24 protein-coding genes are annotated in these 22,352 nt (G+C 42.3%); 9 read left to right on the top strand and 15 right to left on the bottom strand.

The features are described from left to right. Nucleotides 1–7: 7 nt before the first annotated feature. From tolR to cysS, 11 genes are all read right to left on the bottom strand, one after another. A complete protein-coding gene (gene tolR / locus ACOSVQ_RS02045; RefSeq protein WP_491980927.1) occupies nucleotides 8–451 on the bottom strand; it encodes a protein TolR in 444 nt (147 codons plus the stop codon). A gap of 3 nt (nucleotides 452–454) precedes the next feature. Beyond that, entirely contained in the window at nucleotides 455–1,138 is a 684-nt protein-coding gene (gene tolQ, locus ACOSVQ_RS02040; protein WP_491980926.1) for a protein TolQ, read from the bottom strand. Beyond that, nucleotides 1,128–1,535 carry a tol-pal system-associated acyl-CoA thioesterase gene (gene ybgC / locus ACOSVQ_RS02035; protein WP_491980925.1) on the bottom strand — a complete coding sequence of 136 codons (408 nt, stop codon included), beginning with the start codon at nucleotides 1,533–1,535 and terminating at the stop codon, nucleotides 1,128–1,130. The genes tolQ and ybgC overlap by 11 nt, the downstream gene beginning before the upstream one ends. A 169-nt stretch (nucleotides 1,536–1,704) precedes the next feature. Continuing rightward, a complete protein-coding gene (gene ybgE, locus ACOSVQ_RS02030) occupies nucleotides 1,705–2,010 on the bottom strand; it encodes a cyd operon protein YbgE (RefSeq protein ID WP_491980924.1) in 306 nt (101 codons plus the stop codon). Beyond that, the gene (gene cydX / locus ACOSVQ_RS02025) at nucleotides 2,003–2,110 is read right to left on the bottom strand and encodes a cytochrome bd-I oxidase subunit CydX (protein ID WP_000270285.1); all 108 of its coding nucleotides are present in this window, start codon (nucleotides 2,108–2,110) and stop codon (nucleotides 2,003–2,005) included. Before cydX ends, ybgE begins: the two co-directional genes overlap by 8 nt. A gap of 12 nt (nucleotides 2,111–2,122) precedes the next feature. Continuing rightward, nucleotides 2,123–3,259, bottom strand: coding sequence for a cytochrome d ubiquinol oxidase subunit II (gene cydB / locus ACOSVQ_RS02020; RefSeq protein ID WP_491980923.1), 1,137 nt, complete (start codon nucleotides 3,257–3,259; stop codon nucleotides 2,123–2,125). Nucleotides 3,260–3,274: 15 nt separating this feature from the next. Continuing rightward, a complete protein-coding gene (gene cydA / locus ACOSVQ_RS02015; protein WP_491980922.1) occupies nucleotides 3,275–4,861 on the bottom strand; it encodes a cytochrome ubiquinol oxidase subunit I in 1,587 nt (528 codons plus the stop codon). Nucleotides 4,862–5,321: 460 nt separating this feature from the next. Then, on the bottom strand, nucleotides 5,322–6,326 hold the full coding sequence (ruvB, locus tag ACOSVQ_RS02010; RefSeq protein WP_491980921.1) for a Holliday junction branch migration DNA helicase RuvB: 1,005 nt from the start codon (nucleotides 6,324–6,326) through the stop codon (nucleotides 5,322–5,324). 132 nt (nucleotides 6,327–6,458) lie between these two features. Further along, complete coding sequence (gene ruvA / locus ACOSVQ_RS02005; RefSeq protein WP_491980920.1) at nucleotides 6,459–7,076, bottom strand: Holliday junction branch migration protein RuvA; 618 nt, start codon at nucleotides 7,074–7,076, stop codon at nucleotides 6,459–6,461. A gap of 141 nt (nucleotides 7,077–7,217) precedes the next feature. Then, a complete protein-coding gene (gene ruvC / locus ACOSVQ_RS02000; RefSeq protein WP_491980919.1) occupies nucleotides 7,218–7,739 on the bottom strand; it encodes a crossover junction endodeoxyribonuclease RuvC in 522 nt (173 codons plus the stop codon). Nucleotides 7,740–7,854: 115 nt separating this feature from the next. After that, nucleotides 7,855–9,234: a cysteine--tRNA ligase gene (gene cysS, locus ACOSVQ_RS01995; protein WP_491980918.1), complete on the bottom strand. Its 1,380-nt coding sequence runs from the start codon at nucleotides 9,232–9,234 to the stop codon at nucleotides 7,855–7,857. A gap of 145 nt (nucleotides 9,235–9,379) precedes the next feature. Between cysS and ACOSVQ_RS01990 the strand changes: the two genes are divergently transcribed. The 4 genes from ACOSVQ_RS01990 (at nucleotide 9,380) to ACOSVQ_RS01975 (ending at nucleotide 12,502) form a co-directional block, all read left to right on the top strand. Beyond that, nucleotides 9,380–9,874: a peptidylprolyl isomerase gene (locus tag ACOSVQ_RS01990; protein WP_167411048.1), complete on the top strand. Its 495-nt coding sequence runs from the start codon at nucleotides 9,380–9,382 to the stop codon at nucleotides 9,872–9,874. A gap of 52 nt (nucleotides 9,875–9,926) precedes the next feature. Further along, the gene (lpxH, locus tag ACOSVQ_RS01985; RefSeq protein WP_491980917.1) at nucleotides 9,927–10,655 is read left to right on the top strand and encodes a UDP-2,3-diacylglucosamine diphosphatase; all 729 of its coding nucleotides are present in this window, start codon (nucleotides 9,927–9,929) and stop codon (nucleotides 10,653–10,655) included. 100 nt (nucleotides 10,656–10,755) lie between these two features. After that, the gene (locus ACOSVQ_RS01980; protein WP_491980916.1) at nucleotides 10,756–11,970 is read left to right on the top strand and encodes an EAL and HDOD domain-containing protein; all 1,215 of its coding nucleotides are present in this window, start codon (nucleotides 10,756–10,758) and stop codon (nucleotides 11,968–11,970) included. Nucleotides 11,971–12,034: 64 nt separating this feature from the next. After that, nucleotides 12,035–12,502: a YchJ family protein gene (locus tag ACOSVQ_RS01975; protein WP_491980915.1), complete on the top strand. Its 468-nt coding sequence runs from the start codon at nucleotides 12,035–12,037 to the stop codon at nucleotides 12,500–12,502. 67 nt (nucleotides 12,503–12,569) lie between these two features. On the opposite strand, the gene ACOSVQ_RS01970 is transcribed toward ACOSVQ_RS01975, so the two are convergent. Beyond that, a complete protein-coding gene (locus tag ACOSVQ_RS01970; RefSeq protein WP_491980914.1) occupies nucleotides 12,570–13,166 on the bottom strand; it encodes a DUF2057 family protein in 597 nt (198 codons plus the stop codon). Between the two features lie 107 nt (nucleotides 13,167–13,273). Next, a complete protein-coding gene (locus tag ACOSVQ_RS01965; RefSeq protein ID WP_491980913.1) occupies nucleotides 13,274–14,254 on the bottom strand; it encodes a porin in 981 nt (326 codons plus the stop codon). A 511-nt stretch (nucleotides 14,255–14,765) separates the two neighbouring features. Between ACOSVQ_RS01965 and dinG the strand changes: the two genes are divergently transcribed. From dinG to rsmS, 4 genes are read left to right on the top strand one after another with little or no spacing between them, the layout of a single operon-like run. Continuing rightward, entirely contained in the window at nucleotides 14,766–16,841 is a 2,076-nt protein-coding gene (dinG, locus tag ACOSVQ_RS01960; RefSeq protein ID WP_491980912.1) for an ATP-dependent DNA helicase DinG, read from the top strand. A 55-nt stretch (nucleotides 16,842–16,896) separates the two neighbouring features. Next, nucleotides 16,897–17,676 (top strand): TSUP family transporter, encoded by a 780-nt coding sequence (locus ACOSVQ_RS01955; protein ID WP_491980911.1) that lies wholly within the window; start codon nucleotides 16,897–16,899, stop codon nucleotides 17,674–17,676. Next, nucleotides 17,673–18,221 (top strand): primosomal replication protein, encoded by a 549-nt coding sequence (locus ACOSVQ_RS01950; protein WP_491980910.1) that lies wholly within the window; start codon nucleotides 17,673–17,675, stop codon nucleotides 18,219–18,221. The genes ACOSVQ_RS01955 and ACOSVQ_RS01950 overlap by 4 nt, the downstream gene beginning before the upstream one ends. Continuing rightward, nucleotides 18,222–18,395 (top strand): pleiotropic regulatory protein RsmS, encoded by a 174-nt coding sequence (gene rsmS / locus ACOSVQ_RS01945; protein ID WP_491980909.1) that lies wholly within the window; start codon nucleotides 18,222–18,224, stop codon nucleotides 18,393–18,395. A gap of 31 nt (nucleotides 18,396–18,426) precedes the next feature. On the opposite strand, the gene ACOSVQ_RS01940 is transcribed toward rsmS, so the two are convergent. Next, complete coding sequence (locus ACOSVQ_RS01940; RefSeq protein ID WP_491980908.1) at nucleotides 18,427–20,547, bottom strand: methyl-accepting chemotaxis protein; 2,121 nt, start codon at nucleotides 20,545–20,547, stop codon at nucleotides 18,427–18,429. 252 nt (nucleotides 20,548–20,799) lie between these two features. Here ACOSVQ_RS01940 and xthA point away from each other — a divergent pair, with 252 nt between their 5' ends. Continuing rightward, nucleotides 20,800–21,606, top strand: a complete 807-nt coding sequence (xthA, locus tag ACOSVQ_RS01935) for an exodeoxyribonuclease III (RefSeq protein WP_491980907.1) — start codon at nucleotides 20,800–20,802, stop codon at nucleotides 21,604–21,606. A gap of 67 nt (nucleotides 21,607–21,673) precedes the next feature. Here xthA and ACOSVQ_RS01930 read toward each other — a convergent pair whose 3' ends face one another. Next, nucleotides 21,674–22,351, bottom strand: a complete 678-nt coding sequence (locus ACOSVQ_RS01930; RefSeq protein WP_491980906.1) for an ABC transporter permease — start codon at nucleotides 22,349–22,351, stop codon at nucleotides 21,674–21,676. Nucleotide 22,352: the final 1 nt, after the last annotated feature.

Raw genomic sequence — 22,352 nt, 5'->3', positions numbered from 1 at the left:
GTTAAGCCTATTCCTTGATGTCCGTTAACAACCCAACTTTTGGTATACCGGCTCGGCTTAACTCATCTAACACAAGTACCACCTCTGCATACGGAGTCGCAGCATCACCACCCACGGCTACCGGAGAATTTGGCTTTATTGATAGCTCCGCTTTCACTCGCACGATAATGTCTTGTAGCGACAAACCTCGCTGAACTTCTTCATCGTTTACACTTAACCCTAAGTTACCTTCTTTATCTATTTCAACAATGATAAAGCTTGCATCACTATCACCCGCCATATCAGATGCAGGTTTCGCAGTTGACGTTTTAGGGAGCTCTACATCTACGCCTTGTGTCACAAACGGCGATGTCACCATAAAGATGATCAACAACACCAACATAACGTCGATATAAGGTACAACGTTGATTTCGGCAGTGAGTTTACGCTTTTTTGGCTGATACCCGGCCATTGATTATTCCCTACCCGCCATTGCTTGACGATGTAAAATACTATGGAATTCTTCAGAAAACGTTGCGTATGAGTGCTCTAGCTTACCAACAGTATTACTTAAACGGTTATATGCCATTACTGCTGGAATCGCAGCAAATAGGCCCATAGCTGTTGCAACCAGCGCTTCTGCGATGCCCGGTGCAACCATTGCTAATGTCGCCTGTTTTACCGCACCTAAAGCAATAAACGCATGCATGATACCCCAAACAGTACCGAACAAACCGATATACGGGCTGATAGAACCAACCGTTGCTAAAAATGGTAGGTTTGTTTCTAACTCTTCTACTTCGCGAGCTACAGACACGCGCATTGCTCGACCAGTCCCTTCCATCACGAAGTCGGGAGAATCGGCATTAGTTTTACGTAGACGAGCGAACTCAGTGAAACCTGAGTAGAAGATCTCTTCTGTACCCATGATTTCATCTTTACGTTTTTTCACATCTTGATAGAGAACTGCTAAGTCTGTGCCCGACCAAAACTTATCTTCAAATGCTTCCGCATCTCTTGTGGCTTGCGACAAAACTTTGTAGCGCTTAATGATCATCGCCCATGAAACAATCGACATTCCCAGAAGAATAAGCATGACCATTTTTACTAACAAGCTGGCCTGAAGGAATAGGTCAAGAATTGAAATATCAGCGTGCACTGTGGGTTAACTCCGAAATAATTAATTGAGGCATGGCCTTAGGTCTCATCTTCTCATTGTCGATACATGCTACCTTAACTATTGCTTTACACAACACCTTGTTATCAGGATTGACGAGCTCCTGACAGAATATTAGCGATGCTTTCTTAAGTTCTGAAATAGTTGTAACGACGTTGAGCTGGTCATCCAATCGAGCACCTTGAATAAAATCAATGTCGGCATGTCTGACAACAAAACCAATGCGTTGTTCCAATAAAACCTGTTGAGATACACCGATTGCACGCAACATCTCAGTGCGGGCTCTTTCAAAGAATTTGAGGTAGTTCGAATGGTATACGACACCACCTGCATCAGTGTCTTCGTAATAAATGGTAATTGGCCAATGAAACGCTTTCATAGTTTTGGAATACGTGATTTACCGAATGAGGTTTTACTATAACGCAACTCATTGTCGATAGTACAAGGGGGAATGAGGTATTTCGTAACAGAGTGTCAAAAAAATTAGCGCTACCTCAAAGAGAAAGCGCCAATTCGTTTATTTCTTCACCAATTGCAATTTCAATCACTTAAGCGAGAAGTCTAATCCCAGTGAATACCAGCAATATAGGAAGTGAAATGTATGGGCTAAACAATAGCTGCCAAACCCAGAAACGCGGTTTAAACCCTACGCCAAACACCATACTTGAGCACATTGCCCAAATAATTAGTGGAGATACGATGGCATTAAAACCACCGATGCTGTCGGCGTAAGATTCTGGGTTCCACATGATGGTAAACAAATGATAGAAACCCAGAACTAAAGATAAAGCCTTAAATAAGGCTTTATCTAATGGAGAGTGGAACTTGGCAACCTGAGTCGACAAGTTATTCACTATCTTTATCCATCATTTCAGTGTGCTCTAACCAAAGAGCATTGATGATGCCAAATGCACAAGCGAGTAATACGCCTAAAATCCATGCAAAGTACCACATAATTGTTGCTCCTTAGTAAAGTGAGTTCTTGTTTTCTTCAATAAACTTGTTATCAAGACGACCAAACATCTTGTAGTAAGTCCATGAAGTGTAAGCCAGAATGATTGGTACCATTACGAATGCAACACCCGTCATTAGATTTAGAGTCAGTTCACTTGATGTAGAATCCCACATCGTTAGGCTGCTCTTAGGATCTAAACTAGATGGCATAACGAATGGGAACATTGCTAAGCCTGCAGTAAAGATAACGCCAGCGTTACCTAAGCTTGAAGCTAGAAACGCGAAACCACCTTTTTCAAAACGTGAAGCCAACGCTGCAAGTAGAGGCATTGCCACACCAAGAGCAGGCGCAGCCCACATTAGTGGATATTGCTCGAAGTTATGCATCCAAGCACCCACTTCGCGAACGACTTCTTTGTTTAGTGGATTAGATACCGCATTGCCATCAATGCCACCAGCAATAACGTAGCCTTCAATACCCTGAACCCAGAAACCCGCCGCAATAAATGCAACAGTAGTTAGAAGACCCATTAGCTGTGCAACACCACGAGCACGTGCATGCACTGCATCAGTCGTCTTCATTTGTAACCAAGAGGCACCTTGAAGCAGGATCATAAATAAGCTCACTAGACCACACAGAAGTGCAAACGGGTTTAGTAAACCAAAGAATGAGCCATGGTAAGTAGGCATCAGGAATTCATTCAGTTGGAATGGTACGCCTTGTAGCAAGTTACCAAATGCCACACCAAAAATGATTGGTGGAACAAAACCACTGATTGAAATACAGATATCCCACGCGTTACGCCATTTTGGTTCTTCGATTTTTGAGCGGTAATCAAGGCCAAGTGGACGTAACCAAAGTGCTGCTAATGTCACGATCATCGCTAGGTAGAAACCTGAAAATGACGTCGCGTATACCAAAGGCCACGCAGCAAATAATGCACCACCTGCGGTGATCAACCATACTTGGTTACCATCCCAGTGAGGAGCGATAGAGTTAATCATTACGCGACGTTCATTGTCGCTTTTGCCGATAACTGGGACTAGTGCACCAACACCCATGTCAAAGCCATCTGTAATTGCGAAACCAACCAGCAATACGCCAATAAGTACCCACCAGATTAGTCGCAAGATTTCATAATCAAACATGTCTTATCTCCTTGCTTATGCTTCTACTTGGCGACTAACTTTGTCTTCAACAGAGTTAGCGTCTTGCTCAAAATGGTAACGACCAGTTTTCAGGCTACTAGGACCTTTACGAGCAAATTTCACCATTAGATAAACTTCAGCAATCAGGAATACTGTGTACAGTGCCAAAATCGCGAACAGAGATGTCCAGATTTCACCAGCGCTTAGAGCAGAAGCCGCCACGTTAGTTGGTAAGATTTCACCAACAGCCCACGGTTGACGACCATATTCAGCCACAAACCAACCTGCTTCGATTGCAATCCAAGGCAGAGGAATACTGAATAGCGCTGCTTTAAGTACCCACGGTTTTTGTTCAATTTTTTGACGACACGTTTGTAGGAATGCCATACCAAATACAAACAACATAACAAAGCCGACACCCACCATCACACGGAATGACCAGAATAGAGGCCAAACTGTTGGGATAGAGTCATCTGCCGCTGCTTGAATCTGCTCTTCAGTTGCATCAGTCACTTTGTCAGTGTAACGCTTAAGCAGTAAGCCATAGCCTAGATCATTTTTCACTTCGTCAAATGCAGTCATGTTCTCTGATGATTTATCACCAGCACGAAGCTTTTCTAGAAGCTCATATGCATACATACCGTTGCGGATACGATCTACGTGCTCATCACGAAGGTCGCGCAAGCCTTTTACTTCAGTATCAAGTGAACGCGTCGCGATAATACCCATTACGTATGGGATTTTTACCGCGTAATCCGTATGCATGGTTTCTTGGTTTGGAAGGCCAAACATAGTGAATGCTGCTGGAGCTGGCTCTGTGTGCCATTCTGCTTCAATCGCCGCAAGTTTCACTTTTTGCACTTCGCCTACTTCATAACCAGATTCGTCACCTAGTACGATTACAGACAAAATTGCTGCCATACCAAATGATGAAGCGATAGCAAAAGAACGACGAGCAAACGCAACATCACGTCCTTTTAGTAGGTAGTAAGAACTGATACCTAGAATGAACATTGCACCAGTTGTGTAACCAGAAGCCACTGTGTGAACAAACTTAACCTGAGCAACTGGGTTGAAGACAACTTCCGCAAAGCTCACCATTTCCATACGCATGGTTTCGAAGTTGAATTCAGCACCTACAGGGTTTTGCATCCAGCCGTTAGCGATCAAGATCCATAGTGCTGAGAAGTTTGAGCCTAGTGCCACTAACCACGTAACGGCTAAGTGTTGACGCTTAGTGAGTCGGTCCCATCCAAAGAAGAACAAACCAACAAAGGTAGATTCTAGGAAAAACGCTACTAAGGCTTCGATAGCAAGAGGAGCACCAAAAATGTCGCCTACGTAGTGAGAGTAATAAGACCAGTTGGTACCAAACTGGAATTCCATTGTCAGGCCTGTAGCCACACCCAATGCGAAGTTGATACCGAAAAGCTTACCCCAGAACTTAGTCATGTCCTTGTAGATCTGCTTGTCAGTCATTACATATAGAGACTCCATGATGGCGAGTAAAAACGCCATACCGAGAGTCAATGGAACGAACAAGAAGTGATACATCGCTGTCAGTGCGAACTGCAACCGCGACAGATCAACTACGTCAATCATAGTAACTCCTTTGTGCCGGCTGAATGACACCTTATGACATATTACAACGGCTACGACACCTGTTAACGACAACTCCTATTTGTTGCCAGTTAGCGGCAAGTTGTTGCAATTATGTGCTTTTGTGGTTAGTTAATTGTTAAGTAACAGCTAATATAGCTTGAGCTAATACTACTGAGAAAAAACCTACGTTTCAAAAGATTTATCAGACAAAACCGCCTTGATTTAAATCAAATTAACTGCGTGATTTTTAGTCAACAGCACAACAAAATGACCCAGATCAACGAAAGATGAACTTTATTGTTAGTATTAGGTAAATTTTACCGAGAGAGGTGAGTTTTTGAGAACAAAGGGTTAACAAGATCACAAACTTTGATAACCCTTTATAAAGTTTTGAGATTATTAAAATGTGACATAAATCACAAACATCATGTCTACATTTTAATCAACCAGAATTGTAACTTTATTTTTCTAAACCAAAATGAAGATAAGCACGATCGGTCGCGATACGACCACGAGGCGTTCTTTGTAAATAACCCTGCTGAATTAGATACGGTTCTATAACATCTTCAATGGTATCTTTTTCTTCGCCAATCGCTGCAGCAAGGTTGTCTAACCCTACCGGACCACCAGAAAACTTTTCCATTATAGCTAGAAGAAGCTTTCTATCCATATAGTCAAAGCCTTGGTTGTCAACATCCAGCATATTCAGTGCTTTGTCAGCAGTCTCATCGCAAATATGCCCATTACCTTTGACTTCTGCATAGTCTCGCACTCGGCGTAGCAATCGGTTTGCAATACGAGGGGTCCCTCGTGCACGACGAGCAATTTCCAATGCACCATCGCTATCCATCGACAAACCTAAACAATTAGCACTGCGTTGTACGATGTGTTGTAAGTCTGCAATTTTGTAATATTCGAGCCGCTGGACGATACCAAAGCGATCTCTTAGCGGGGATGTTAATGAGCCAGCACGCGTTGTCGCACCAATAAGCGTAAAGGGTGGCAAATCTATTTTGATGGAGCGAGCTGCAGGACCTTCACCAATCATGATGTCTAGCTGATAGTCTTCCATTGCTGGATAGAGAACCTCTTCAACCATTGGACTTAAACGGTGAATTTCATCAATGAAGAGAACATCGTTCTCTTCTAAGTTGGTAAGTAACGCCGCTAAATCACCTGCCTTTTCCAGAACAGGCCCTGAGGTGGTGCGAATGTTCACTTCCATCTCGTTAGCGACGATATTAGCAAGCGTAGTTTTGCCTAACCCAGGAGGTCCAAATATTAGTAGGTGGTCTAGGGCTTCATTACGCAACTGCGCTGCTTTGATAAAAATATCCATTTGATCACGAACGTGATCCTGACCTTGATAATCGGCCAATTTTTTAGGACGAATCGCACGATCAATCACCTCTTCATCTTTAAATGAAGGGTTCATTGGAGCAATGAGGCGATCTGCTTCAATCATATTTACTTTCCTAACGTCTGCTCTTCGTCATTTTTACTTTATCGATAAAACACAAGGATAAAACACGTTCACATTTAAGCGAACATATTAAACTTTAAACCAGAGTTCTATTACACCATGGCTCTATAAAACCTAAACCATAGACTTGAGTGCTTCACGGATAAGTTGTTCGCTAGTCATACCGGGCTTAGCCACTTGAGAAACTACTTTCGCCGCTTGTGGTGCTTTATAACCTAATGAGAGCAGCGCACTTACAGCTTCCTCTTCTGCACCTTGTTCTTGGCTGTTTGGTCGAGAATCTATCGGTGCGGCATCAGTAGCAGGTGTAAATAAATCGCCAGCTCCCCAACCTTTCAAACGGTCTTTCATTTCAACCACTAAACGTTCAGCCGTCTTCTTACCTACACCTGGAAGTTTAACCAACGTTGAAATATCTTCTCTTTCGACACAAGAAACAAACTGAGAAGCCGTCATACCCGATAAAATCCCCAGTCCCATTTTAGGCCCAACACCGTTGGCTTTAATCACTTCACGGAACAGAGCTCGCTCGCTAACAGTATTAAAACCATAGAGTAACTGAGCATCTTCTCGAACAACAAAGTGAGTATAAATAATTGCTTCTTCTCCAATGTTTGGCAGTTCATAGAAGCAACTCATTGGCATTTGTACTTCATAACCGATACCGCCTACTTCGATGAGTAGTTCAGGTGGTTGCTTTTCTATAAGAGTGCCGCGAAGACGTCCAATCACTTGAGATTCCTTTGGTTGGGAAATTTGCAATGGAAAAGATGATAATAAATAACTGGATATATAGCCAGTAAAACATAGGTAAGGGAAATCTCACTTTCCGGTGACTTCTATACCGTTATTTTGCCCGATATAGATAAAGGGTTAGCGGTAACGACCTTTTCTCGCACCTGTCGCTTTTCCTGCTAAAGCAATTAGCGTTTTATTTGTATTGGCATGACAAATTGCCACCCCCAAAGCGTCGGCAGCATCGGCTTGAGGTTTTGCAGGAAGCTTCAACATTTGCTGAACCATATGCTGCACTTGCGTTTTATCAGCACCACCAGTGCCAACCACCGCTTGTTTTATCAGCCTTGCTGCGTATTCATGCACAGGAAGATCTGCATTCACAGCGGCGACAATCGCACTACCTCTCGCCTGCCCTAGTTTAAGTGCCGAATCCGCATTCTTCGCCATGAATACTTGTTCAATTGCAAACACATCCGGTTGGAATTGAGTGATGATTTCGGTCACGCCTGCATAGATTTGCTTTAAGCGTGTAGGAAGATCTTTCTCTGAGGTACGAATACATCCACTCCCTAAATAGAAGAGGTGTCTGCCTTGTTGTTTGATCACACCATAACCCGTAATACGAGAGCCGGGGTCAATCCCTAAAATAATCGACATTCAGTGCCATTTAAAAATCTGATGAACCTAAAGAATCTAGAAAAGAACTGTTGTACAGATAAAGAACAATAATCTAGATAAAGAAAGTGGGCTTACGCCCACAATCTAAAACGAATTATTTACGACGCCAAGTTGTACCTGCTGGGCCGTCTTCTAAAACGATACCCATCTCGTTTAACTTGTCACGAGCCAAATCTGCATTCGCCCAATCTTTTGCAGCGCGTGAATCGTTACGCAGTTTGATCAGTGCTTCGATTTCCGCAGCTTCATCATCACCCTGATCACCTTTAAGGAATGTTTCTGGGTCTTGATAAAGAATACCAATCACATCTGCTAGTTCACGCATTAATGCACCAAGTGCACTGGCATTCGCCATGTCTTCGTTTTTAAGGCGGTTAACTTCACGCGCCATATCAAACAATACAGAGTAGGCTTCAGGCGTATTGAAGTCATCGTTCATTGCTGCAGTAAAGCGAGTTAGGTACTCTTCACCGCCTGCCGCTGTCGCATTAATATCTAAACCGCGCAACGCTGTGTATAAACGCTCAAGAGAAGCACGAGATTGGTTTAAGTTCTCTTCACTGTAGTTAAGCTGACTGCGGTAATGACCCGACATCAGGAAGTAACGCACTGTTTCTTGATCGTAGTGATTCAATACGTCACGAATAGTGAAGAAGTTACCTAGTGATTTCGACATTTTTTCTCTGTCTACCATCACCATGCCACTGTGCATCCATGTATTAACGTATTGAGTACCGTGTGCACAGCAAGACTGTGCAATTTCATTTTCATGGTGTGGGAACATAAGGTCAGAACCACCACCGTGAATGTCGAAATGATTACCTAAAATTGAAGAGTTCATTGCTGAACATTCGATGTGCCAACCAGGACGGCCTGGACCCCATGGAGATTCCCATGTCGGTTCACCCGGCTTAGACATTTTCCATAGAACGAAATCAAGTGGGCTGCGTTTCGCTGTTTCGATGTCAACACGAGCACCAGCTTGAAGTTGGTCTAGGTCTTGGCGAGACAATTTTCCGTATTCATTGTATTTGCTTACTTCGAACATAACGTCACCGTTGTCCGCAACATAAGCAAAACCACGTTCAATCAAACGCTCTACTAATTCGATGATTTCTTCAATATAAGCGGTTGCACGAGGTTCAACATCAGGACGTTTGATATTTAGCGCATCAAAGTCAGTGTACATTTCTTGAATTAAGCGCTCAGTCAATGAGTCACACGACTCTTTGTTTTCAGATGCGCGCTTAATGATTTTGTCATCGATATCAGTAATGTTACGTACGAATGTAAGATCGTAACCCAAATAACGAAGGTAACGTGCTACCACATCAAATGAAACGAATGTACGGCCATGTCCGATATGACAAAGATCATATATGGTCACTCCACAGACATACATGCCGACTTTACCAGCAGTAATGGGTTTAAATTCCTCTTTCTGTTTTGTTAGTGAGTTATATATTTTCAGCATGATCTTTATCTAATTACCGTTAAAACCAAAATAGTTGTGCAGTATAACAACTCTGTTATCGCTAGGTCATCCATTTGATGTTTTGAATGCGCAAAAAGTTAGGCTAAAATCCTTTATTCATACAAAACAAGCAAAGGTAATGCACATGATCACCCTTCATACAAACTTTGGTGACATTAAAGTTCAGCTGAATACAGAGCAAGCGCCTGAAACTAGCGCAAACTTTTTACAGTACTGTCGTGACGGCTTTTACGACAACACTCTATTCCACCGTGTTATCGATGGCTTCATGATCCAAGGTGGCGGTATGACTTCTGGTCTACGTGAAAAAGAAACTCGCGCACCTATCCGTAACGAAGCAAACAATGGCCTAAGCAACAAAGTAGGTACTCTTGCGATGGCTCGTACTATGGAACCGCACTCTGCAAGTTCTCAATTCTTCATCAACGTGAACAACAATACTTTCCTAGACTTCCGTTCAGAAAGCCTAGACGGTTGGGGTTACTGTGTTTTTGCTGAAGTTGTAGAAGGCATGGACATAGTGAACAAGATTAAAGGCGTAAGCACTGGCTCTTACGGTATGCACCAAGACGTACCATTAGAAGATGTTGTAATCACTGGTACAACAATCGAAGAGTAATCTTTATTAAGCGGAGCGTGAAATACGCTCCGCTGCTTTAATGACCTATTTTATGCATACACTATTTATTTCAGACCTACACCTTACCCCTAAACGTCCTGACATCACCGATTGTTTTATTAGTTTCATGCATGATGAGGCTCCTAAAGCGGACGCACTCTATGTATTGGGCGACCTATTCGATTTTTGGATTGGGGATGATGACCCAACCAACTTTGCTGAACAGATAAAACACGAATTTAAAACTCTGGTGAACAAAGGCGTTCCTGTCTTTTTCTCACACGGAAACCGAGATTTTCTCGTTGGAAAAAGATTTGCTAAGCAGACTGGCGTAACACTTCTTGATGAAGAGCAAGTGATTGACCTTTACGGTGACAAGGCTGTCGTATTGCACGGAGACACACTTTGCACCGAAGATACACGCTATTTAGCGTTTAGAGAAAAAGTTCATAAACCTTGGTTACAGTGGGTATTCAACCGCCTCCCTTTTTTCATCAAAACAAAAATTGTCCGTAAAATCCAAGCAGATACCAGCAGTGACAAAAGCAACAAATCAATGACCATCATGGACGTTACCCCAAGCGAAGTTTTGACAGTTATGGAAAAACATAATGTCGAAATGATGATACATGGCCATACCCATCGCCCGAATATACACAAAATATCCACAAATGATGGTGAAAAAACTCGTATTGTTTTAGGTGATTGGTACACACAGGGATCTATACTTGTGTATTCAAAAGATGGCTATGAGCTGCAAAACAAGAAATTTGTATCATAAAAATGGTGATCGCACTCGCATAGGGATTTGAGTGTGAACGCAAAAAATAAACTTTTTATTGATATAATTACCACACCAAAAATGGAGTTAGGGTGAAGCCTTGAAGTACTCATATATTGCTAGACAACCTATATTAGATTCGGAGCGAAAGACTTTCGGTTACGAGCTTCTATTTAGAGACGGTCCAAAGAATACGTTTCCAGAAATTGATCCTGATAAAGCAACCAGTATGTTGTTATCGGACCATTTCTTATCGACTCATTATCAAACCCTTGGTAATCACGTCGGCTTTGTGAACTTTCCTTATCAGAGCTTAGTGAATCTTGTTCCTACGCTATTTCCCTCGGACAGTTTGGTTGTTGAAGTTTTGGAGGATTGTGAGCCGACGTCTGAGCTTTTGGATGCTATCAAAAAGATGGCTAAACAAGGTTATAGTATTGCCTTGGACGATTTCGTCCCTAGCAAAGACTGGCAACCATTTTTACCCTATATCTCCTATATAAAATTTGATATTCGCATTGTCTCTATTGCCAAAGCTAGCTTGTTCATCAGCAAACTCAAAGGCTCTAAGATTAAGTTTTTGGCAGAGAAAGTAGAAAACTACGAAGAGTTTGAGCAAGCCAAGAAAGCTGGGTTTGAACTGTTCCAAGGTTATTTCTTCAGTAAACCAGAGATTATTCAACGGAAAGCCTTACAGCCAACATTCTTAACGATTGTTCAGTTGTGTAAAGAGATAGCGAAAGAAGAGATGGACTATAAAGAGCTTGAGTCTTTAATTGCTCGCGACCTTTCACTGTCCTACAAACTTCTGACTTTTGTGAATGCTTCATCGATTGTCAGCTCTAAGATCCAATCCTTTAAACAAGCATTGGTGTATCTAGGCGAGCAGCGTCTGAGACAATTTATTTCACTGGTAGCGATTGCATCTACAGATAGTTCTAAACCTAACTATCTATACGGTCTTTCAATTCAGCGAGCCCGTTTTTGTCAATTGGCTTGGAGTAAAAGTCGACAAAGTGGCGACTCAGACCTTGCATTCCTAACAGGTATGTTTTCCCTACTCGATTGTTTGCTGGATCAATCCTTAGAAACGATCGTAGACGTTATTCCTATTGATGAGAGCGTCAAAGCAGCGCTGACTAAAGGCGAAGGTTCACTGGGTAAAATATTATCTCTGTCAAAAGCTTACGAGCACGCTGCTTGGGATCAAGTCTCGACTTTGGCTAGCAGTTTAAACCTCAATGATGCGGTATTAAGTCAATGTTACGATGAAGCTCTGCATTGGAGCGCCGACTTACTACAAGTTGATATCTAGACTTTCTCTATTCACATCCCTAAAATTGGCCTCACTTTGAGGCCATTTTTATACCCAAAACCTTATGAACAATTGCTACTGCGGTCACGCAAAACCGTACTCGGAATGTTGCCAGCCTATCCATCAAGACCACCACAAAGCTAAAACGCCAGAACAGCTAATGAGGGCTCGCTACAGTGCACACGTCGTGGGTTTAGTGGATTTTGTCGTCAGTACTTATCACCCATCCTGCAATGCGGAAAAGGATAGAGAAGCAATCGAGGACTCAGTGAATAGCAATTGGAAGCGCTTGCAGGTGGTAAAAAGTGACAACGGCTTAACTGAAAATGAAGGCTATGTTCACTTTAAAGCTTTTTTAGAAGAACAAGGTAAAGAGCTATGCCTAGAAGAGCGTTCCCGTTTTGTAAAAGAAGACGGCTTGTGGTTCTACATTGATGGTGAGTTTCCCCAGCACAACCAAACTCCTAAACTTGGGCGAAACGATCCTTGTATCTGTGGTAGTGGGAAAAAATATAAGAAATGTTGTGGTTAACGCTAAAACCCTAGCTGTTTAATCATCAGAACCAAAGCAAACGCCAGTCTAAGACTGGCGTTTTAAATTACTCTTGATCAATCATCCAACGGCGGAAAGCTTTACGCTCTTCGGTTGATGACTGCAAATACCAAGCTTTTAGTTGTACGAGATTAGAAGCATCTTGTTCAGGAACTGTACTTGCTTTTACAGCTAACTCCTTAATCTCTCTGTTATCTGCAGCACTATAATAGTTTGCTACTAATTTTTCTAACCCTGCATAAGGGAAGAGAAGCCCTTCATTCGGTGGTAATAGCTCTTGCTTATAGGAAATTTCGCTACCGTTTTGAGTTATTTTCCACTGAGGTTGGCCTGAACGAAAAGCATTTTCAGCTTCTTGATAGCTACGAGCTGTTGGATGATCCAACTTAACCTCATCTCCAGATACAGAAAACTTCACAACATAAGGCGCTGATGTAAATACTTTTGAAGAACTGCCTCGACCAAAATCTTTATCAAGTCGAACAATAACTTCTGTGTCGCCTGCGTCAAGGTGTTGATAACCTATCGATTTTTCTGTTGCTACACCGTTAATATACAGCACAGAAACCCCATGTTCAGGAATTAAAGTGGCTGCGTTTACTGAAAACGCTACACTAGCAGACAACAAAAACCAGTTTTTCATATTTACGTCCTACACAACTGCTCAATTAGTTTCTTGAAGCTTATAATACAAATAACATAAAGCCACCTCTAGGGTGGCTTTACTATAATTACTAATAGGTTTAACTATTAGAATGATGCTTCGATACCGATACCGTAACCTAGCTCAGAATCGTCACCGTTGTTATCACCGATTTCAACGTAAGCATTAGTATTTGGTGCTAGTTTGTAACCAACGTTTGCGAACCAGCCTTTTGAATCTTTATCTTCGTCAGACTTATCAGTTACTGCATAACCAGCACCGAATTTCCATGCATCCATAGTGTAGTCAGCTGCTACTGCGTATGTATCAGCAGAAGTATTGTCAGCCCAATCGTCACCGTAGTAACCAAATTCTAGGTTAACATTTTCGATACCAGCGTAGCGAGCTTCAAATGCGTAAAGTTTGTTAGCATCAGTTGAAGTATCAGCGTCATTTGCAGACTCACCGTAGTAACCAGTAAAGTCGAAACCAGCTACACGCACACCACCACGGATGTCGAAGTTGTGGTCACGAGAGATGTCACCGTTAGTACCGTGTGCGTTTTGGATGTAACCAAGACCGATGTAGTACATACCTTTATCTAGGTCATAACGAACCGCTTCGTTACCGCCAGCGTCGAGATCGCCAATTACAGTAGAAATACCGAAGATTTCATCGCTACCGATACCCATGTCATCAAGTTGGATATCTAGTTTACCGAATTTTAATGAACCGAAATCAGCTGTGTAGAAACCTACATAAGCGTTACCGCCTTTAACACCAGTTGCGTCTGTTCTGTCACCAGCAGCATCTTTGTCTTTGCCGTTAATAACGTTGTTATTATCAGCTTCGTAGCTAACATAACCACCAATTGAGAATTGGTCATTTACAGCGTAACGAGTATCAAAACCTAGGTCAGCATCAGTAACGTTTAGTTTTAGATTGTCGTCTTTCTCTTGTTCTTTAACGTAACGAAATTCAAAGTCACCTTTAAAGTTAACTGTCACGCCATCTTGGTTGTAAACTTCGATAGCTTGTGCTGAACCTGCTGCTGCAAATACAGCTAGTGCTAATAGAGTCTTTTTCATAGTAATCCACTGCCTTTTCTTAAATGTGGGAAATCCTTGTCCGGTTCCCTTTTATTTTTGATGGTAGTGACTAACTCTTCGGTTAGTTCCTACCGCCACTAAATTTCGAGGTTTAGATTGCAAAAGAATATCCTGCGTGTCAAATACTCTAAATTACTCGCATAAAAACAAATAAAAACAAATAAAAACAATATGTTAATCGTAAAAATGAACATTTAGCGACCAAGTTGCATCGAAATATTCATAAAAATGTAAACGTTTCACAAACCATCAAAACAGATTTATATTCTTAATATTAAGTGAAAATTGAACATTTAAAGAATTTAATAAAGTCACAATCAATATTGTTAAGTTTTATATTTTTTATTTTGCAAATTAATTTTAAGTCTCTGATGGTTCAGTTTTTTTTTGTGAAGGAGATCTATATTCCTTTCAAAATGATGCAAAATCGTGAGCTACGTAGGATTTGTAAACTGTGCTAACATGCGATTCCCGTCACGCAGGGCTCGTTATGCTTACAAAAAAAATCCAACAATCGATCCGCAGTAGTTACCAAAACCTGCAAAATCAGCTCGATAATTTCGTTCCTCGTCGAGCACAAAATTTTCTCGTTGCAGAAATTGCAAAAACATTGTGTGGGAGCTATCACAAGTCCAATCGTATGATGGTAGCGGAAGCCGGTACTGGAATTGGCAAATCTCTCGCCTATTTAATGGGTGTAATTCCTGTCGCTGTATCCAATAATCGTAAAGTGGTGATATCAACAGCCACTGTCGCATTACAAGAACAGCTCGTTCATAAAGATTTACCTTTATATAGAAGAATTACTGACCAGCCTTTTACTTTTATTATCGCTAAAGGTCGTCAGCGTTATTGTTGTGCCGAAAAACTAGCCGCAGCCTCAGGATCTGACGGTGCTCAACTCGCTATGTTTGAGAGCAAACCCAAAACCGCCGACATAGAAATGCTTGAAGCAATGTATAGCGCTTTAAGCGCAAACAAATGGGATGGAGACAGAGATTCTTGGTCAGAAACAGTCAGTGACGAAATCTGGAACTCAATTGTCAGTGATAAGCATACGTGTAATGGCAGTTTCCCCGCACACAGAGATTGTCCCTTCCAGAAAGCTCGCTCAGAACTCGATAAAGCCGATGTGATTATCGCCAACCACAGCTTAGTTATGGCAGACGCAGACTTAGGCGGCGGAATTATCCTTCCCGAACCTGAAAACACCATTTATGTCTTCGATGAAGCACACCACTTACCGCATGTTGCTAGAGACCATGCTTCAGCTGCTACATCGTTAAAAGGTGCTGCCACTTGGTTAGAAAGTCTCAATCGTTCATTGGTAAAACTGAGTAATCTTGCCGATGCTAAGCGAGCAGCACGATTTGTTGATGAAGCGCAAACGGCTATCCAAGAACTGATACCAAGCTTGAACAAACTTCCACAGCAGTTTGATCCCGCGTCGTTTGAAGAAAACATCTACCGCTTCGAACATGGTGAACTACCACAATGGCTCGAAGAAGAATCAAAGCACTTAAAGCGTCAGAGCCAAAAAGCGAATCAAAGCGTGTCTAAAATTGCCGACTTAATTGCTGAAAAAGTGAAGGAAGGAGAGCTTGCTACGCGCTTAGCCGAACCAGCACTTACTGAGCTTGGTTTTTACATTCAGCGTTTAGATAACTTGTACCAAGTTTGGAATTTAATGGCGGAGCCTAAACGAGAAAAAGGTGCACCGTTAGCTCGTTGGCTACAAACACATACTGAGCGAGAAGGCGATTTTACCGTTCATGTGTCTCCACTTGAGATTGGCTGGCAACTCGACCAGCAAATTTGGAGTCGCTGTATTGGCGCAATTTTGGTTTCAGCAACACTACGTGCTCTCAATTCTTTTAGTTTTTTCTGCCGCCAAGCAGGGATCAGTGAAAAAGCCGAAGACGGCGTGCAATTTCTTTCACTCGCCTCGCCTTTTAATTACATCGAACAAGGTGAACTGTTGGTTCCATCAATGAAACTCGAGCCACCAGCAAAGGATTTCACACCCTATCTGGCAGATAAAGTGAAAGAGTACTTGGTTGCGGATAAAGCCAATCTGGTACTTTTTGCTTCCTATTGGCAGATGAAAGAAGTTGCGGACAAATTAGCGCCAACCATGAAAAAGAAAGGTTGGACATTGCAAGTACAAGGCGAAAAGTCTCGTGGAGAAATTCTAAAAAAACATAAAATGCTCGTTCAGTGCGGTAAAACAAGCGTGTTATTTGGTACCGGAAGTTTTTCTGAGGGCTTAGATTTGCCTGGGGATCTGTTGGAGAACCTCATTATTACTAAGATACCTTTTGCAGTCCCAACCTCCCCAGTGGAGCAAGCGCATGCAGAGTACATTGAGCACCGTGGTGGTAATCCGTTTTTGCAAATATCGGTACCTGAAGCAAGTAAAAAGCTTATTCAATCCGTTGGTCGCTTGCTGCGTAAAGAACAGGATTCTGGTAGAGTCGTCATACTTGATCGTAGAGTTGTATCGAAACGATATGGCAAAGCTTTGCTAGATTCGCTGCCACCGTTTAAGCGAACCATTGAATATTAGGGTCTCACTTTCCCTACTTAAATAACTAAAAATAGAAATCAGGACCGTATTTTTGATGGAATTAGTCGAACCAACTATGTTGGTCGTGTTGGCTCTCGTGGCTTTCATCGCGGGATTTATCGATGCTGTTGCCGGCGGCGGCGGTATGCTGACGGTGCCAACATTGCTCTCTTTGGGGTTACCTCCACATATTGCTCTAGGCACCAATAAACTTGCTGCAACATTCGCTTCGTCTACCGCAGCGTTTACTTATTATCGGAAAAAATTATTTAAGCCTCAGTTTTGGCTTCGTGCATTCATCATGACACTAATCGGCGCCACGATTGGTACTTTAGTTGTCGACGCTATCAGCACGGAGTGGCTGCAAAAAGCACTCCCACTAGTTATTCTCGGCGCTGCAATTTATACGGTTTGGCATAAAGCGCCAGCTTCTACCCAAAATGAAATGCCGGCAGGTTGTAAGAAGTTCAACATCAAACAATATCTGCAAGGTTTTGGTTTAGGGTTCTATGATGGCTTAGCAGGTCCGGGAACTGGTGCGTTCTGGACCGTGAGTTCCATGGCTTTATACCGCTTAAACATACTTGCGGCCTCAGGCTTGGCTAAAGCGATGAACTTTACCAGTAACCTGACATCATTAATTATGTTTGCTATTTTGGGTCATATTGACTGGGTACTGGGGTTAACTATGGGCGTTTGCTTAATGGCTGGAGCCTTCGTTGGCGCCCATTCTGCAATAAGATTTGGTGCTAAATTTATCCGTCCTGTATTCGTAACTGTAGTCAGTATCCTTGCCGTAAAACTTGCTTATGATGCTTGGTTTGTATCTCTATGAGTGATTTCTCCCGATTAAATTCGATTATTGACGAGCTTAAAACAAGTGCTGCGCTTATTGACCGCACACGAGGTGAGCATCATCGCCCTTTGTTTGACGACACTCTCTTCCATTGCCACGGTAAACTCTTAACACCCTGTGTTGTAGAAGCAGAAAGCACTCTGAATGCAATCCTCCGCGAGCAAACGGCAGGTAAACTGACTCAGCTTAGAGCGGAATATCTTACCGAACGTCTTCTTGCTCAGATAAGTGCGATTCAGCGTGAAATGTCAACTCAAGCCATTCGCAAGAAAGAACCCAAACATTTTAGTGAGACACGAAAACCAATCAGCGATTTATATCAAGATTTGGCGCAGCACCAAGATTGGGAACGAAGATTAATGTTACTTGTTCAGGATAAACAGGCCGCCGTTGAGAGTTCATTTGGCGCAAGTAAAACCACAGCTCAACAAGCATTGCTAACTGCGGAACAAAGACTTAAACGGTGCCAAGAAGCAAAAACAAAGATCGAAAAACAAATCACCTTTAGAGAGAAGAACCAATAAATGACGGATATCAGCACCTCTTTAGAAAATGCATCTGATGACATCAAACTTGCCGTCGACCTAATATACTTGCTCGAATCGAACAACGTAGACACTGAAATTGTTCTCGCGGCGTTAGAGATAGTCAAAGCAGACTTCCAAGCAAAACTCGAAAAGGAAAAGAGCGCTAATTAGCGCTCTTTTTAATTATTACCGTATCGCCAGTTCAATTGACTTTGAACTGATTAACCAAAGACTGTTGCTGCTTTGACAAGGCACTAATTTCAGCTCCAACGGCTTCTGATTCGCCTGCTTGTTCCAGAATCTGAGCACTCAAATCTCTAATGTTCGCCACATTCTGATTCACTTCTGCGGACACCGTTTGTTGCTCTTCTGCCGCTTTTACAATCTGCGTATTCATATCGTTGATTGCTGAGATAGCTTCAAAAATCTTGTTCAACTCTGTCACCGCACGTTGTACATGCGACGCGGTACCATTTGCCAAAGTGTTTCCTTCTTGAATGGCATTAACAACGTCACGAGTGCCCTTTTCCACTTTCTCGATAACGGTGCGTATTTCACCCACTGAAGCCTGAGTTCGGCTTGCAAGGTTACGGACTTCATCTGCAACGACAGCAAAACCTCTACCCTGTTCGCCCGCTCGTGCAGCTTCAATTGCAGCATTAAGCGCTAGAAGGTTCGTTTGCTCAGAGATACCTTCGATCACTTCAAGGATATCGGTAATGTTCACGTTGTTGCGCGCTAAATCTTCAACAATCGGAACCGCTTGGTTCATGGTTTTCACTAAGTTGAGCATTTCGGCTTCTGACGTTTTAATCACATCTTGACCAATTCGAGCAGACTCATTCGCTTGTTCAGCTGCATGAACCGCATTTTCCGCATTGTGCACAACTAGGCTAGCTGTTTGAGTCATCTCTTCCGACGCAGTAGCAACAAGGTCAACTTCTTTAAACTGAGCTTCACTGCTTCGTCTGGTTTCAACTGCGGTAATCTTAGCTTGTTCAGTTGTTTGAGCCACAGAATGAGTGGTCTCAATAACTTGGCTGATGGTGGATTGTAGTTTCTCTAGGAACTTATTGAATCCATGAGCCAACTGACCAATTTCATCTTGCGATTGAACATCTAAACGCTGAGTTAAATCACCTTCACCATCAGCAATATCATTCAAACGCACAACAACTTCACGAATAGGCTTAACAATACGCGAAGCTGTGTAGGCTATAACCGTCAGCCCAAGAATGGCAAACAATAGACCAGCAAGTAGCTCTACTTTAACGCCGCTTTCTACTTGCGCGGTAATAACGCTATCAAGTTGGTCAGCATCTTTAAGAACGCTGCTACGAGGCATTTCAAAAACCACCCCCCACGTTTGGTTAGCAACAGGAATGGGCGCAAATACTGTCATCCAAAGGCCATCTTCGCTCCACAAAGATTCTACTTTTTTGCCAGATAAAAGACTTGAGACCTTTTCTCTAGAGACACTAGAGCCACCAAACGGTTGTCCGATAGTTAATGAATCGTCATCACTTGCGATCAGTGTGCCATCCAGACTGATGATGAATATTTTGCCTTCACCGTTAAACAAGCTGCTATCTGACTCCTTCGCTATATCGAGTAGAGGCGTTAATTTAAGGTCTATGCCGTAAAAGCCAATGACTTCGTTGTCGACAACAATAGGAACATAGATAGATGTAGCTAAGAATTGTTCACTACCTTGATTGATCATACGTGGAGAGGTTACACATGCATTACCCTCATTTAACGGGCAAGCAAAACGTTCACTATTCGCACCATCAGTTAATTGCTTTTCAGTTAAAACTTCATTGATTGCATCCTGACCGGCGTCTTTGGCTCTCCAATACGGAGCAAAACGTCCAATATCGTTGGAACCAACATAGTCTGCATTGACATAGTTACTGTCTTCAGAATCAAGAGCGTTTGGTTTGAATACTAGATACGCACCTTCAATCGTCGGAAAATCTAATACAGATTTTCGAACCATTTCATTTAAGGCGGTACGTAAGGCTTCACTTTCTCCAAAATTGTCTTCAGAGTTTTTCTTTAGGAACAAAGCGTTTGAAGCGAGCATTTCTGCACGATAGGTGGCTTCGCTGAGATATTCCGAGATTTCAGTTGAATTGAGCTGTGCGCGTGTCTTTAGCAACTGCTGAGATTTATTGATAACGGATTCAGCACTCTGCGTTTTAATCACCTGCTGATTACTTACAGCATTGTAAACCGAGAAACCGATAAGAGATAACGAGGTTACGAGCAGGCAAAAACCGGCCAACAGCGTAATTTTCCACTGAACTGATAGTGTTCGCATACAACATCCTTATGCTTGCGTTTAAACTCATATAAACGAATGAGATAACCCGAAATTAGACCACAATCTATCGATATATCAATACAAATATGACACAAAACTTGCCAATTTCTGACATATCCAGTTTAGGCAAGTTCTGCGGTTTGTACTCTCTAATCTAAGTGGTAACATCGAACTCATTCGTGGTTACCTGACAAATGAATAAATCCAATAGGTAACAACTCAATTAAAACCATAATCAAGGACTAACCAATGAAAGTTATCAGCTTTAACATCAATGGGTTAAGAGCTCGACTTCACCAACTTCAAGCATTGATTGAAAAGCATCAACCGGATGTCATCGGCTTACAAGAAATCAAAGTTCATGATGAAGCTTTTCCTGTCGAAGATGTCGAAGCCATGGGGTATCACGTCTATTTCCACGGACAAAAAGCTCACTATGGTGTCGCAATGCTATGCAAAAAAGAACCAATTGAAATTAAGAAAGGCTTTCCTACTGATAATGAAGACCATCAAAAACGTATGATTATGGCAACGTTCTTAGATGATAACGGCGAAAAAGTCACAGTTCTGAATGGTTACTTCCCACAAGGCGACAACATTGAGCATGAAGTTAAGTACCCATACAAACGTCAGTTTTATAAAGATCTCATGGCCTACTTAAACGATCATCACAGCAACGACGAACAACTGATTGTTATGGGAGACATCAACATCAGCCCTATCGATTCTGATATTGGCATTGGCGAAATTAACCGTAAACGCTGGCTTAAAACAGGCAAGTGTTCGTTCCAACCTGAAGAGCGTGAATGGCTGAAAACATTGACTGACTGGGGTTTCGAAGACACATTCCGCAAACTCCACCCAACTGTTGACGATAAGTTCTCGTGGTTTGATTACCGTTCTCGCGGTTTCGAAGACAATCGTGGCCTGCGCATAGATGTCATTTTGGCTACGCCATCTCTGGCTCAAAAATGCGTCGAAGCAGATATTGACTATGAGCTAAGAGGTATCGACAAACCTTCTGATCACGCTCCTATTTGGTCAGTATTTAATTAAACACTTCTCAGAGAATCACACTAATAACAAAAAGCCCCGATTTACTAGTAAGCGGGGCTTTTTTCTATCAGCTTAAAGGTCTTAAATAACGTAAGAAGCGTTTCTCAGCGCCTTTAAAGCACCAAAGTACAATGAAAGTTAGGCTCATATAGAACAAGCCAGCCGTCATAAAGGATTCAAATGGTGCATAGTAACGAGAGTTCACCAAACGAGCAGCACCCGTCAAATCCATAATAGTGACGATACCTGCTACCGCACTACCGTGAATCATAAAGATCACTTCGTTACTGTACGCAGGGAGTGCTCGACGAAGTGCACTTGGCAAAATAATTCGACGATAAGTCTGGAATACACTCATACCGTAAGCTTTAGCTGCTTCGACTTCACCTCTTGGTAAACCATTAATCGCACCACGCACAATTTCTGCTGTGTAGGCAGACGTATTGAGAATAAAAGCGACTAATGCACAAAACCACGCATTCTCCCACAGAGTACCTTTAACTGGGAAAAACTGGTCCATACCGTAATAAATGAGATATAGCTGCACGAGCAATGGCGTACCACGGAAGAAATAGATATATCCCCAAGATGGAAGATATAACGCATAATTTTTACTGTTTCGTGCAATCGCTAATGGAATAGCAATACAAATACCGATGATCAGTGACAGCGACACTAACCATACCGTCGTCCATAAGCCTTTGAAGTAAATTGGCAGGCTTTCGATAATCAATGAAAAGTCCATA

The sequence above is a fragment of the Vibrio sp. HM8-C genome (genome assembly GCF_058630515.1).
Note: the sequence above shows the minus strand (reverse complement) of the source record. Positions and strands in the feature narration are given on the sequence as shown.

Coding starts and splice junctions, on each gene's coding strand:
- tolR (WP_491980927.1), bottom strand. CDS start 451: ATGGCCGGGTATCAGCCAAAAAAGCGTAAACTCACTGCCGAAATCAAC.
- ybgC (WP_491980925.1), bottom strand. CDS start 1,535: ATGAAAGCGTTTCATTGGCCAATTACCATTTATTACGAAGACACTGAT.
- cydX (WP_000270285.1), bottom strand. CDS start 2,110: ATGTGGTACTTTGCATGGATTTTAGGCGTATTACTCGCTTGTGCATTT.
- cydB (WP_491980923.1), bottom strand. CDS start 3,259: ATGTTTGATTATGAAATCTTGCGACTAATCTGGTGGGTACTTATTGGC.
- cydA (WP_491980922.1), bottom strand. CDS start 4,861: ATGATTGACGTAGTTGATCTGTCGCGGTTGCAGTTCGCACTGACAGCG.
- ruvB (WP_491980921.1), bottom strand. CDS start 6,326: ATGATTGAAGCAGATCGCCTCATTGCTCCAATGAACCCTTCATTTAAA.
- ruvC (WP_491980919.1), bottom strand. CDS start 7,739: ATGTCGATTATTTTAGGGATTGACCCCGGCTCTCGTATTACGGGTTAT.
- cysS (WP_491980918.1), bottom strand. CDS start 9,234: ATGCTGAAAATATATAACTCACTAACAAAACAGAAAGAGGAATTTAAA.
- ACOSVQ_RS01990 (WP_167411048.1), top strand. CDS start 9,380: ATGATCACCCTTCATACAAACTTTGGTGACATTAAAGTTCAGCTGAAT.
- lpxH (WP_491980917.1), top strand. CDS start 9,927: ATGCATACACTATTTATTTCAGACCTACACCTTACCCCTAAACGTCCT.
- ACOSVQ_RS01975 (WP_491980915.1), top strand. CDS start 12,035: ATGAACAATTGCTACTGCGGTCACGCAAAACCGTACTCGGAATGTTGC.
- ACOSVQ_RS01970 (WP_491980914.1), bottom strand. CDS start 13,166: ATGAAAAACTGGTTTTTGTTGTCTGCTAGTGTAGCGTTTTCAGTAAAC.
- ACOSVQ_RS01965 (WP_491980913.1), bottom strand. CDS start 14,254: ATGAAAAAGACTCTATTAGCACTAGCTGTATTTGCAGCAGCAGGTTCA.
- dinG (WP_491980912.1), top strand. CDS start 14,766: ATGCTTACAAAAAAAATCCAACAATCGATCCGCAGTAGTTACCAAAAC.
- ACOSVQ_RS01955 (WP_491980911.1), top strand. CDS start 16,897: ATGGAATTAGTCGAACCAACTATGTTGGTCGTGTTGGCTCTCGTGGCT.
- ACOSVQ_RS01950 (WP_491980910.1), top strand. CDS start 17,673: ATGAGTGATTTCTCCCGATTAAATTCGATTATTGACGAGCTTAAAACA.
- rsmS (WP_491980909.1), top strand. CDS start 18,222: ATGACGGATATCAGCACCTCTTTAGAAAATGCATCTGATGACATCAAA.
- ACOSVQ_RS01940 (WP_491980908.1), bottom strand. CDS start 20,547: ATGCGAACACTATCAGTTCAGTGGAAAATTACGCTGTTGGCCGGTTTT.
- xthA (WP_491980907.1), top strand. CDS start 20,800: ATGAAAGTTATCAGCTTTAACATCAATGGGTTAAGAGCTCGACTTCAC.
- ACOSVQ_RS01930 (WP_491980906.1), bottom strand. CDS start 22,351: ATGGACTTTTCATTGATTATCGAAAGCCTGCCAATTTACTTCAAAGGC.